The organism is Streptomyces sp. NPDC048270 (assembly GCF_040652335.1).
Classification (GTDB): Bacteria; Actinomycetota; Actinomycetes; order Streptomycetales; family Streptomycetaceae; genus Streptomyces.
Genome location: NZ_JBEZLV010000031.1, coordinates 12,968 through 25,424, shown reverse-complemented (window position 1 = coordinate 25,424; position 12,457 = coordinate 12,968). Strand labels below are relative to the sequence as shown.

Here is a 12,457-nt window from a genome sequence, read left to right as displayed (position 1 = left end):
ACCGCAGCACAGGACGGGCCGAGTTACTTCGATCTCTACCGAGGAGGACGCTGATGGCGGTCTCCGTTCCGCGTCACGAGTTCCTCCGCGATGACCTCCCGGGCCGTGACCCCGTCCTCAGCGAGGGCGTCGTGTGGGCACTCGAAGACCTGCGGGAGGCACCCGAAGCGATCGCCGACGCGATGTCCGACGCTCTGCTCCTGGCCCAGGAACGGAGCGTTCCGGACCCTGCGGCGGCGTGGCTGGAGACGTGGGAGGCATGGGTGGTCGCCATGCAGTGCGGTTCCGCGATGTTCGCGGCGGCGGCCACGACAGACGACAGCGTCGCATGCCTCATCCACCACGAGATGCGGACCCTCCTCGCGTCCGGGCCGCGGTCCTGGGCGCACGCCGGGACCTGGATCAACGTCTTCTACCTCGCGGTGATCTGTGGCGACAAGGCACGGCTGGACGCGCTCTGCGAGATCCCGCCGTCCCTGCTGGAGGCATCCGGAGCCGAGTTCGACCCGTACCTCCGCCCGTGGATGGAGACGCTCCGGTCGTACTGGCTGACCCGCCCGGACCTCGGCGACCAGCTCCTGCAAGCCGCGGAGGGACTCGCGCCGGAGGCCGCTCCGATCGCCGGCCCCGAGATGACCACGAAGATCCTGTGGCCGGGGGTGGACCTCTTCCACCGCTTCGCCACCGCCGACCACGACCAGTTCAGCCGCTCGCTCGCCAACGCCCTCACCCTGCACAAGCAGTACTGGACCGCTGACGAAGACCGCGCGCGCGACGCCCGCGGGCTCGTCCCGATCGGCCCTCTCGCGATGGTCTGCCTCGCCCAGGACGCGGGCTTCCCCATCGACGTCGAGTCCGAGTACCTGCCGAAGCACCTGGTCAAGCGCACATGGGTCGGTGAGTCCACCACGTGACCAGCGACGCGCCGTTATGACGCGTCGGCGAGGATGGCAGAGGTCGTTCCCGTCATGGAGGGGTCGCTGTCCTCTTCGCTGGAGACCATCGAGACCTCGCACGGAGCCAGGAACGCGTCGCTGGCCACGTCGCTGAACGTGGCCCGCATCCGCTGCATCGGAGACCCGGATGCGGTGATGCTGCAAACCTGGGAGTCCTGGCTGCTGGCCATGCAGGTGCACTCGGCGGTCTTCGCAGCCGCATCAGGCCACGGTGACATGCAAGATCCGCCAGGAGGAACGGCAGCTCGCCACCACCGGTCCGCAGCTCTACCTCAATGCGGGGACGTGGATCAACGCCTTCTGCCTGGCGCTGATGTGCCGGGAGACGGCCCGCCTGCCTCGACATGCTGGCACAGGTGCCTGTGTCGCTGCTGCGTGACTGCGGCGGGGTGTTGGACGAGTACGTCTATTCCTGGGTCGAGACCCTCCAGAGCTTCTGGCTGCGGCGTGACGACGTCAGCCGGCGCCTGGTCCGCGCCGTGGACCTGAGCGCCCCCGAGGCCGCCCGCGTCCTCGACGCCGAGACCATGGGCAAGCCCAAGTACCCGCCGATCATGATGTTCTACCGCTATCTGCGCAACGACGCGGCAGGCTTCAACGAGGCCCTGAATGAAGCCTTGGTCTGGCACAAGGAGTACTGGACGGCGGACGAGGACCGCACCCAGAACATCGAAGGGGTCGTGTCCATCGCCCCGCTGGCGATCGCCTGCCTGGCCAAGGCCAACGGCATTGCGATCGAGGTCGAGTCCGGTTATCTGCCGGACGCCCTCCTCGACTTCGCCTGGCGCGGCGAGTTCGACGCGTAACACCGCAAGCGCTCGGCTGCGGGAGGCCGTCGGAGGGACCGAAGCTCCCGGTGTCGATGCCTACGGCGTCCTGGCCTGACACTGCCGGCGGCAAAGCGGCGCGGCCTGCCCCCCCCCCGTGACGAGCGCCTGCTGTCCTGGGTTACGGACAGTCAGCATGCCAATCCGTTGATCACTCTTCGTGGTGGTCTGCCTTTCAAGGCAGAACCCCGGACCGGCCACGGGAGTTCCGATCTGCGCAGACACTCCGCAGGAAAGGAACGCAGATGGACCGACTTCTACCCGCCCGGATCACCGCCGCCCTCACCACCATGGCCGCGCTGGCCGTCTTACCCCCGGCCGAGGCGCGCGCGGGCGCCATCGGCTCGGCACCGGTCGCCACCTTCGACTACCAAGTCGGGGGCGTCACGATGAAGGTCCCCACGGGCTGCATGTTCACCCACATCATCCGCGGCGACGGCAAGAACATCACCTACCAGAACGCCGGCGTCGACTGCGGCTTCGTAGGAGCCCTCAACGCCGGCTTCTGCAACTGGCGTATCGACTTCACGTACGCGGACACCGACAACAAGACCTACCGCACCTCCCGCGGCAAGACCCACGCCGAGTGCAAGATCAACCCGATGCGCGACAACGCACCCCAAAAACTCCCCCGCTATGGCAAGGCATGCGCCCACCTCCACATCAACGGCGTGCGCCGGGTCAGCCAGTGCCACCACATCACGAAGTGAGCCGCGCATGAGCACCCAGCCCAACCCCGACGACCCCGCCCGGGAGACCGGGCGCCGCCGTGCCGGCCTCGTCGCGTTCCTCGTCGGCGTCGCCGCGTCCTTCGGGTTCTTCGCGTTCTTCCCCGGACTCCCCCACGTCATCGACTGGGGCGCCATCATCGTGTCCGCGGCCGTCGGCGGGCTCGTCCGATGGGCCTGGCTGGCGCGGCTCGCGAGGCAGGGTGTCCGGGCCAGGAAATAGCAAAAGCCCCAGGTCACGGCGAGTGAGTCCTGGGGCTTCTACAGAGCCGCCTTCGGGATTCGAACCCGAGACCTACGCATTACGAGGCCCCGCAAGATCATCCCGGCTGGTGCCGGATGGTACCACGGAATCCCGTTTCCCCAGGTCAGGTGGGTACGGCCCGGCCCCCGCGTGCCGCCCAATCCACCCCGCGCCACCCCGTCCGCTCACGCACCGCTCACGCAACTCCGACTATCTGACCAGTCTCCTTGGCTGCCGGCGAAGCCTTGCTGGAGATGGGCCCTCCTTCTATTCGGTCCGGCCAGGACTTGACCACGTGGGTGCCCGTGGCGGTGCGTAAGCGGCGAGGGAACTACGCGGTGCGGCACACAGAGCAGCTCGGACGCTGCCGCGTAACCAGTGGCCTCCTCGGTGAACTGGTTCAGGGAGTGAAAGCCAGCCCGGCCAGTCACACGTCGTCGATAACATCAGAGTCGATCACGGTCCCGTACCGCAATGAGTCCACTCACTCCCCGGAGGTTCGGCTTCATGGTCCCCAGTGACGCAGGGCAGGCGATCGACCGGTTGCGCAAGCACCTTACGGGCGCCACACGCCTTGACTCGCTGTCGGAGTCGTTTTCCCTCTTCGTCTACGAGGAGCTCCAAGACGAGCTGACCAATGTCGAACTGCGTCTACTGCTGCACGGCAACAGCCTCGAGGACTTCCCTCTCAACGGGCTCGAGCAGGAAAATCTAAAGCGTGCGCGCCTGGACCAGCACCGCATCGCCCTCGCGTTCGTAGCCTGGGCCGAACAACGCCTCCGGGCAAGAACGCTCAAGCGTCGTACTCGCGGCACCTGGACGAGTGTCGATGGCCCGTTCCCCTACGTTGTCGACGGGGCAGGTTTCGAGTCCGAGAGCCTCGGCCTCGTGGCATCCCAGGACCTGTATTTCCCCCTGGAGACCACGGACGCAGACAAGGTGGCACAGACCGTCCTCAACTTCGAGCGGATGTGGCAAGACGACGCGACGACCCGCGCCGTCCAGGAGGAGTTCCTCGACGCTGCCCGAGCTCTCTTCGAGGACAGAGCTCCCGAGTCCGTCTACCTGCGTGTCCTGACGTCTCTGTTCAAGGACTTCGTCGAGGAGTCCGGTGAGGAGACCGCCGAGCGCGGCAAGACCGGCTTCTATGACTCCGTCGTGTGGAACAAGCTCTACAAATTCCAGCGCGACGGCGTGCTCGGCGCGATCGAGAAGCTGGAACGTCACAACGGCTGCATAATCGCCGACAGCGTGGGCCTGGGGAAGACGTTTGAAGCCCTCGCGGTGATCAAGTACTACGAGCTGCGCAACGACCGCGTCCTCGTCTTGGCACCCAAGCGGTTGCGGGAGAACTGGACCATCTACCGCAGCAATGACAACCGCAACCCGCTGGCCGAGGATCGCTTCCACTACGACGTCCTCAACCACACCGACCTCAGCCGCACCAGTGGGCTGTCCGGGGACATCGACCTGACCAACATCAATTGGGGCAACTACGACCTCGTCGTGATCGACGAGTCCCACAACTTCCGCAACAACCCGCAAGTCAAGGGCCGGATGACCCGGTATGAGCGCCTCATGAACGAGGTCTTCAAGCGCGGCGTCAAAACCAAGGTCCTCATGCTCAGCGCCACTCCCGTGAACACCCGCTTGGCCGACCTCAAGAACCAGGTCCTGTTCGCTACCGAAGGCGATGACCAAGCCCTGTCCACAGATGGGATCAAGAGCATCGAGGCCACCTTGGCCAAGGCACAGAGGCACTTCAACGAGTGGCAGCGCATGCCGGCGGCCACCCGGAGTACGAAGTCCCTTGTCGGCACACTCGGTATGGACTACATCCGCCTGCTGGACCTTGTCACCATCGCCCGCTCGCGCAAGCACATCCAGAAGTACTACGGCACCAAGGATGTAGGAAAGTTCCCTGACCGCCTGGTCCCGATCAACCTCACCCCGCCCATCGATTCGGCCGGCACGATGATCCCGCTAGAGCAGATCAACCGATCGATTCTGCGCCTGAACCTGGCGGCCTACAAGCCCACCTCCTACGTCAGCACGAAGCACGAGAACAAGTACGCCGCCATGTACGACCAGAAGGTACGCACGGGCGGTCAGCGAGTGTGGAAGCAGACCGACCGCGAGAACAACGTGGTCCACCTGCTGCGTGTCGGGCTGCTCAAGCGGCTGGAGTCCTCGGTCAACTCCCTGGGTAAGACGCTCGACAAGATCCTTGCCACGATCGACAGTGCGATCGCTAGCATCGATGCTTACGAGGCGACCGGACGCGAGGGAACCTCCATCGACAGCTTCGCCGACCTCGAGAGCATCGATCTGGACGACCCCCAGTTTGAGGACACCGTCGGCGGTAGCGTCAAGGTGTTCCTCGCCGACATCGACCGGATTAGGTGGAGGCAAGAACTCCAGCAAGACCGGGACACCGTGGCCGCCCTGCTGGCCGAAGTGAAGGCGGTCGACGCTGCACGCGACGCCAAGCTGGTCCAGCTCAAGCAATTCCTGCGCAACAAGATCGAGCACCCCACCAACGACGGCAACCGCAAGGCCCTGGTGTTTACCGCGTTCAGCGATACCGCCGACTACCTCTACGATCACGTGGCCCGCTGGGCCAACGACGAGCTGGGCGTACACGTGGCCCTGATCACCGGGCAGACCACCCGCGCTACCCTCTCGATGAAGCGCACCCACATGATCGACGTGCTCACCGCGTTCTCCCCGCGTTCCAAGGGCGGCGACCTGGCTTCCCCCCAGATCGACATCGTGATCGCCACCGACACGATTTCTGAAGGCCAGAACCTTCAGGACTGCGACACGGTGATCAATTACGACATCCACTGGAACCCTGTGCGCATCGTCCAGCGCTTTGGGCGTGTAGATCGATTGGGGACCACCAACACCAGCGTCCAGCTTGTAAACTTCTGGCCCAACATGGACCTGGACGCCTACATCAACCTCGAGACGCGCGTTTCCAGCCGCATGACCCTCCTGGACGTCTCCGCGACCGGCGAGGAGAACATCCTAGACGTTACGTCCAGTGGCATGAACGACCTCGACTACCGGCGCAGACAGCTGCAGCAGATGCAGGACGCCGCTCCCACCATGGAAGACCTCGCAGGCGGCCTGAGTATCACCGACCTGACTCTCTCTGACTTCCGCATGGACGCCGCCGCACACCCACGCAAGGAGATCCAGGAGATCACCAGGTGGCCCCTGGCCTTGTTCGGCGTCACCCGCTTCGACGAGGCCCTGGCCGACGACGGGCTCGCTCCTGGAGCGGTCTTCCTTCTGCGAGTGAGAGACGACGCATTCACCTTCTCCAAGGCGTACCCGCTGGCCCCGTATGTGCTCGTCTACGTAACGAACGACGGCAGGATCGCCCACGCGATCGAGGAACCCAAGCTGGCCCTAGACATACTGCGCCACCACTGCCTGGGCAGCACTGAACCTGACGCCAGTGTCCTTGCAGAGTTCGACAAAGCGACCAGGTCGGGTAAATCCATGAAGCACTACCGCGACCTGCTGGACGTGGCGGTCCGAGCCGCTTCCGGCAAGGCTGAGGAGGACATGGTGGCCTCCCTGTTCTCCGCAGGTCCCTCCCAGCTCGGGACGGACGCCACCGCGCCCGGCCTGGAAGCCGTCGACGTGGTCGCCTGGGTGGCGGTTACCCCATGACCGAGATATTCCACGAGTGCGACGGTGCCAGTCTGCTCGGCCTGCCCGAGGCGGCACGCCAGCAGCACCGCATCACTAAGAAGATGCTCTGCGCGCAGTTCGAGGATCAGGCACCCGCCGATGCACGCCTGATCACCAAGGCCGTGGTCTCAGCACAGCTGGTCGGCATCCTGCGTCCTGAGACTATCCAGGTACCCAAACATCAGGACACCGAGCGCGCCGTCGTCGATATCCCGGTTTTGGAGGTCGTCGTGGCAGACACGACGACAGCAGCCGACCGTACCCGCGTGACCGAGCTCGTCCACCGCAGCATGGCCAAGCCTGTGGTGCTGCTCGCACGTATGCCGGACGGCACGACGGCGCTATCCCTGGCACTCAGCCATGTCAGCCGCACGGATCCCACCCGCTCAACCTCCGTGATCGACGCACACGTCATGGTGCCGGCCAGGCAGATCAAACCGCGCGCCCTGCATCTGGACCGGCTCGACCGCACAGACATGTGGGCGCTGTACCGCGACCTCGTACGCACCGCCGCAGCTGACGGACAACCCGCCAGCACTTCCCTGCAAGCGGTGGACGCCATCAAACTGCGCCGACGGCTGACCGACCTGGAGACCAAACTGACCATCGTCGTACGGGACGCCAAGCAGGCGAAGAACCAACAACTACGCATCCAGCTCAACACGGAAGCACGGTCGCTACGGGCACAGATCGGGAGTGTCAAAGGCACCCTTTACAGTGCCGACCACAACTCCGACATCACCTGACAAACGGCTCCCCATTCCGCCCGCATCCCACAGAAGAAGGCTTTCCCCCTGTGACCCTGGACTTCGAACCGATCAACGACCTGCTTGGACCCGGCGAGGCCAAGTCGAATATCAACGTTCTGGCTCGCCTCTTCCCGGACGCCGTCGTCGACGGCACGGTCGACATCGACGCCCTCCGTGACCTGCTGGGTAACGACGCTGCCCCCACCACTGCGGAGGCATTCGGCCTGCGCTGGCCTGGCATGGCTGAGGCCCGCCGCCTGTCCACCCTCCCCGCTACTGGCACGCTCTTGCCCAAGCCCGACGAGTCCGTGGACTGGGACACCACCCATAACCTCGTGATCGAGGGCGACAATCTTGAGATCCTGCGCCTGCTGCGCCGCGGATACACCAATAGGGTCGACGTGATCTACATCGACCCGCCTTACAACACCGGCAGCGAGCTCGTCTACGACGACAAGCGCACCACCTCCCGAGTTGAACACGAGACGGCTGCCGGCCAGCGCGACGACGAAGGCGCGCTCCAGGCCGGCGTGGGTTCTGACCGCGCCCAGGATCGCAGGGCTGGCGCTTCCAGACACGCCGCCTGGCTGTCAATGATGTACCCCCGCCTACTCGTCGCCCACCATCTCCTAAAGGAAACAGGCGTCATCGTCGCTGCCATTGATGACACCGAGCATGCGCGGCTCAAACTCCTGTTGGACCGGGTGTTCGGTGCGGAAAACTTCATCGCCAACATCATTTGGCAAGGCGGCCGCAAGAATGACTCTCGTTACGTTTCGGTGGGTCATGACTACATGCTCATCTACGCAAAGAACGAAGGGGTTCTGCGGCAGGCAGAAACACGATGGCGCGAGAAGAAGCCCGGCGTTGATGAAATTCTAGCGCGCGCTTCGGAAATCTGGCTTTCCCATGAAGACAAGGCCACCGCAAACGAGGCCTACAAGAAATTCCTCAAGGGCATGGCAAAGAAGGGTGCGACAGCCGGCGTATTGAGATTTGCGAACCTCGACGAAGCCACTGGGCGCCCTTACAACGCAGACCGCGACCTTTCCGCTCCAAATCTTCGAGCCAGCGGCAACTACGACATTTACCATCCGGTTACCAAAAAGGCCGTGACCCGGCCCCAGGGCGGGAGCGGCTGGCGTATGACCGAGGAGTCTGCTCGCCAGATGATGGAAGATGGGCTGATCGTCTTCGGTGAAGACGAGACGAAAGTTCCGCGCGGAAAGATCTTCCTCGATGAAATGTCAGATCAGGTAGCGGAGTCGGTTTTCGCCCAGGAACGCACCTCTGCCGGAAAAGCTTTGGTGAAGCTGCTGGGCGAGGATGCATTTCCGTTCCCGAAGGATACAAACATCGTAGCCAGATGGCTCGATATCGTGACGGGCAACAACCCGGATGCGCTTGTCCTTGACTTCTTTGCAGGGTCCGGCTCCACCGGTCACGCGGTAATGAACCTAAACGTCAGCGACGGCGGGAACCGTCGATACATCTTGGCGCAGCTTGACGAGCCCGTCAGCATGGACAGCTACAGCACTATCGCGGACATCACCCGTGAACGCCTGCGCCGCGCGGGTAACCAGATCGCCTCAAATCATGCGCTCGACGCCGCGGACATCGACACTGGATTCCGCTCTTACCGCCTTGCTTCGAGCAACGTCAGGGCTTGGGACGGCACCCCCGACCAGCTCGACCTGCTTGGGGCCGTGGACAACCTCCTTGCCGGGCGTACAACGGACGACCTGCTGGTTGAGACGATGCTTCGCTTGGGCGTGGACCTGATCACGCCGCTGGAGACGCGTGAAGTCGCTGGCAGCACGCTGTACAACCTGGCTGGCGCGCTGTTCGCGTACTTCGGCACCGACATCACGGTCGAGCGTGCGAACGAGGTCGCCAAGGCACTGGTGGCCTGGCGCGACGAAGACCCAGGCGACGCCGACACCACCGTCGTCGTCCGTGACACGGGCTTCCTCGACTCTGCTGCCAAGCTCAACTTCGCCGCTGCTCTTGACCAGGCCGGCTTCACCACGCTGCGGAGCATCTAAATGAAGTTCTCCTTCGACGCAGACCTCGAGTACCAGCGTCATGCCATCGACGCGGTCACGGGTCTGTTCAGGGGCCAGGAGGTCATGGCCTCTCAGTTCACGGTGCACGCCCACCCGGCCGCTCACGCTGGCTTCGAGGGGTTCTCCGACAGGGGCTATGGCAACACGCTCCGTCTGGACCCGGATACGATTCTGGCCAACCTGCACGAGGTGCAGAACCGTACTGGTCTCAGTCCGGAGCCGTCGCTGGACTCGATGAACTTCACCATCGAGATGGAGACCGGCACTGGCAAAACCTACGTCTACCTGCGCACCATCTATGAGCTCAATCAGCTCTACGGATTTACCAAGTTCATGGTGGTGGTGCCGTCTGTGGCTATCAAGGAGGGTGTCGAGACGTCCATCCGGATGCTGCGCGAACACTTTGGATCCCTCTACGGCAACCCGCCGATGAATTTCTTCCAGTTCGACGGCAGCAACCCGTCTCGCGTCCGCTCGTTCGCCACGTCGCCCAGCATCGAGATCATGATCGTCACAGTCGCGGCGATCAACAAGAGTTCCAACAAGATCTACCAGCCAGCGGAAGACCTCGACTTCGAGGTACCCGCTGATCTGATTCGGAGCACGAACCCGATCATCATCGTCGACGAGCCTCAGAGCGTGTACGGCGACACCGGTGCCGGCAAGAAGAAGGGCGCTGGCCGCAGTGCGTTGGAAGGCTTCAGCGCCCTTGCCACCCTGCGCTACTCTGCCACCCACCACAAGGCCGATAAGGCCAATCTCGTCTACCGTCTGGATGCCATCGCTGCCTACGAAAACCAGCTAGTTAAGCAGATCGAGGTCGACTCTCTGGTCACGACAGCCAGTGGGACAACCCCGTATGTCAAGCTGCTGGGAGTGTCACGTGGCAAGGGCGGAGCAATCACAGCACGCGTCGAGGCGGATGTCGAGCAGGGCAACGAGATCAAGCGCAAGGCTGTCACTGTGGACACTAGTTCACGCAACAATCTCGCAGACGTGACCGGCCGCGACCTGTACAAGGACCTCACTGTGGTCGCCATCAACGCGGCCTCGGGGCAAGAGAGCATTGCATTCGACACTGTGGCGCAGCCGCTGAACGTCGGCGACAGCATCGGTGCCGAGGTCAGCGTCGATGAGCGAGCCCGCCAGATGATCGCCCAGATCATCCGGCAGCACCTGCGTAAGGAGCAGGAGTTCGCGATCCACCAACGCAACATCAAGGTGCTCAGCCTCTTTTTTATCGACTCCGTTGCCAAATACCGCGAGTACGGCCCCGATGGTGAGGCGATTCCCGGCGAATACGCGCGGATCTTCGAGCACGAGTACGCGCGCATCGCCTCCGAGCCGGAGTTCAACACCCTGCTGGGCGGCTGCGCTGCCGACAAGGTCGCGCAGGAGGCCCACCAAGGGTACTTCTCCGTGGACCGTCGTAGGGGAGGTACCGAGGTGCTGGTAGACACCAAGGAGACCACCGACAAGGGACGCCAGCAGGCCGGTCTGGCCTACGAGCAGATCATGCGGGACAAGGTTGGGCTGACCACTCCGGGGACACCCATTCGCTTCATCTTCAGCCACTCCGCACTGCAGGAGGGCTGGGACAACCCCAACGTCTTCCAGATCTGTGTACTGAGGAACATGGGCACCGATCGCTGGAGGCGCCAGTCCATCGGGCGCGGCCTGCGACTGTGTGTCGACGGTGCCGGCAACCGTGTGCGCGGCTTCGACATCAACCGCCTCACCGTGATCGCGAACGAGTCCTACGAGGAGTTCGCTGACCGTCTCCAGCGCGAGATGGCTGAGGACCTGGACATCCAGTTCGGCCTCGTCACCGTGGACGGCTTCGCACGCCTGTCCTTTAAGGGAGAGGACGGGAGAGTCATTCCTGTGGGTTCGGCCGCCGCGCAAACGCTGTACCAGGCCCTGTTCGCCGAGGGATACATCGACGCCAAGGGAAAGGTCCAAGACAGCCTGCGCCAGGCTGTACAGACCGGCGACGCGAACCTCACGAAGATCGTCAGCGACTCCGTCGACTCCGAGGCCGCTGCCAAGGCAGTGCTCGGACTGATCAAGCGCCTGGCCAAGCCGATCGACGTCAAGAAAGCCGGCGAGCGTGTCACAGTGCCCCTCGTCCAGGAACGCCTGGAGAGCCCTGAGTTCCAGGAGCTTTGGGATCGCATCCAACACCGTACGGAGTACCGCGTCGAGGTCGAGGAGGCTGACCTGCGTGCATCGATGGTCAAGTCACTGCGCGACATGCTTCCAGTATCGAAGCGTCGGGGTGAGTGGGTCACCCACCGCGTGGAGCGCATCGACCAGAGTGGCCTGACCACGGAAGCCGCCGCCGTGCGGCGTGCGGATGTCACCTACGCTGATAGCGAGGACCTGCCCGATATTCTGTCCGTCCTTGCCGACCGCACCCAGCTGACGCGCGCCACGCTCGCCCACGTCCTCACCGAGTCCGGCACGCTCGAGCATTTCCGCACCAACCCTCAGGCGTACATCGACCAGGTCGCCCGGCAGCTCAACATCACGAAGGCTGACTTCCTGATCAAGGGCCTGCGCTACGAGCTGGTGAACTCCTCCCGCCCCGAAGCCGACCGCAGGTACGCTCTCAGCCTGCTGCGCGAAGCGGACGTCGCCGGGTACACCGGCCCTGGAGGCAACATCGTGTCTGACCCGGAGGGCAACGCGATCTCGTTTGAAAAGAAGTCCGTCTACCAGTACCTGGTCGTCGACTCGAAGACCGAGAAGGAATTTGCGCTCGCGCTGCTCCAACGACCCGAGGTCAAGACCTTCGTGAAGCTCCCGTCCTCATTCACGATCCCAACGCCCCTGGGCCGTTACAACCCCGACTGGGCCCTAACCGTTGAACGTGCCGATGGAAGCCGCTACATCGTCTTCGAAACCAAGGGCGCCAACGAGCTCGAACTGCTCCGTCCTATGGAACAAGGCAAGGTCGCCTCCGCCCGCATCCACTTCGACACGGTCAAGCATGCGGGCGGAATCAATGACCTCGAGTATGCGGTTGTCAATGGCATCGACGCGGCAACCGCCGTGATGGAACGAGACGCTTAACCGTAACTCCGCCCATCTCGGTACTGGCTCTCGCAGGTGGACCCTTGGGTGCAAAGCCCGTCGCCCGAAATCGCCCCCAAGGCCCACCTGAGCACCCAGACCCGTGG

Annotated in this window: 10 protein-coding genes; 9 read left to right on the top strand and 1 reads right to left on the bottom strand. The window is 63.7% G+C overall.

Annotated features, from left to right (window positions below):
- Nucleotides 1–53: 53 nt before the first annotated feature.
- Entirely contained in the window at nucleotides 54–914 is an 861-nt protein-coding gene (locus AB0D66_RS24775) for an immunity 49 family protein (RefSeq protein ID WP_362307478.1), read from the top strand.
- A gap of 14 nt (nucleotides 915–928) precedes the next feature.
- Here the strand turns inward: AB0D66_RS24775 and AB0D66_RS24770 are convergent, their stop codons facing one another.
- Nucleotides 929–1,063: a hypothetical protein gene (locus tag AB0D66_RS24770; protein ID WP_362307475.1), complete on the bottom strand. Its 135-nt coding sequence runs from the start codon at nucleotides 1,061–1,063 to the stop codon at nucleotides 929–931.
- A 104-nt stretch (nucleotides 1,064–1,167) separates the two neighbouring features.
- On the opposite strand from AB0D66_RS24770, the gene AB0D66_RS24765 reads away from it, so the two are divergent.
- The 8 genes from AB0D66_RS24765 (at nucleotide 1,168) to AB0D66_RS24730 (ending at nucleotide 12,350) form a co-directional block, all read left to right on the top strand.
- The gene (locus tag AB0D66_RS24765; protein ID WP_362307472.1) at nucleotides 1,168–1,335 is read left to right on the top strand and encodes an Imm49 family immunity protein; all 168 of its coding nucleotides are present in this window, start codon (nucleotides 1,168–1,170) and stop codon (nucleotides 1,333–1,335) included.
- Nucleotides 1,313–1,762, top strand: a complete 450-nt coding sequence (locus tag AB0D66_RS24760; RefSeq protein WP_362307469.1) for an immunity 49 family protein — start codon at nucleotides 1,313–1,315, stop codon at nucleotides 1,760–1,762. Before AB0D66_RS24765 ends, AB0D66_RS24760 begins: the two co-directional genes overlap by 23 nt.
- Before the next feature lie 266 nt (nucleotides 1,763–2,028).
- The gene (locus AB0D66_RS24755) at nucleotides 2,029–2,493 is read left to right on the top strand and encodes a hypothetical protein (protein ID WP_362307466.1); all 465 of its coding nucleotides are present in this window, start codon (nucleotides 2,029–2,031) and stop codon (nucleotides 2,491–2,493) included.
- Between the two features lie 7 nt (nucleotides 2,494–2,500).
- A complete protein-coding gene (locus AB0D66_RS24750; protein WP_362307463.1) occupies nucleotides 2,501–2,734 on the top strand; it encodes a hypothetical protein in 234 nt (77 codons plus the stop codon).
- 528 nt (nucleotides 2,735–3,262) lie between these two features.
- Nucleotides 3,263–6,439, top strand: a complete 3,177-nt coding sequence (locus tag AB0D66_RS24745) for a helicase-related protein (RefSeq protein ID WP_362307460.1) — start codon at nucleotides 3,263–3,265, stop codon at nucleotides 6,437–6,439.
- Nucleotides 6,436–7,206 (top strand): DUF4391 domain-containing protein, encoded by a 771-nt coding sequence (locus AB0D66_RS24740; protein ID WP_362307457.1) that lies wholly within the window; start codon nucleotides 6,436–6,438, stop codon nucleotides 7,204–7,206. Before AB0D66_RS24745 ends, AB0D66_RS24740 begins: the two co-directional genes overlap by 4 nt.
- Nucleotides 7,207–7,256: 50 nt before the next feature.
- Nucleotides 7,257–9,254, top strand: a complete 1,998-nt coding sequence (locus tag AB0D66_RS24735) for a site-specific DNA-methyltransferase (protein ID WP_362307454.1) — start codon at nucleotides 7,257–7,259, stop codon at nucleotides 9,252–9,254.
- Nucleotides 9,255–12,350, top strand: a complete 3,096-nt coding sequence (locus tag AB0D66_RS24730; protein ID WP_362307451.1) for a DEAD/DEAH box helicase family protein — start codon at nucleotides 9,255–9,257, stop codon at nucleotides 12,348–12,350.
- The last annotated feature ends 107 nt before the right edge of the window (nucleotides 12,351–12,457 follow it).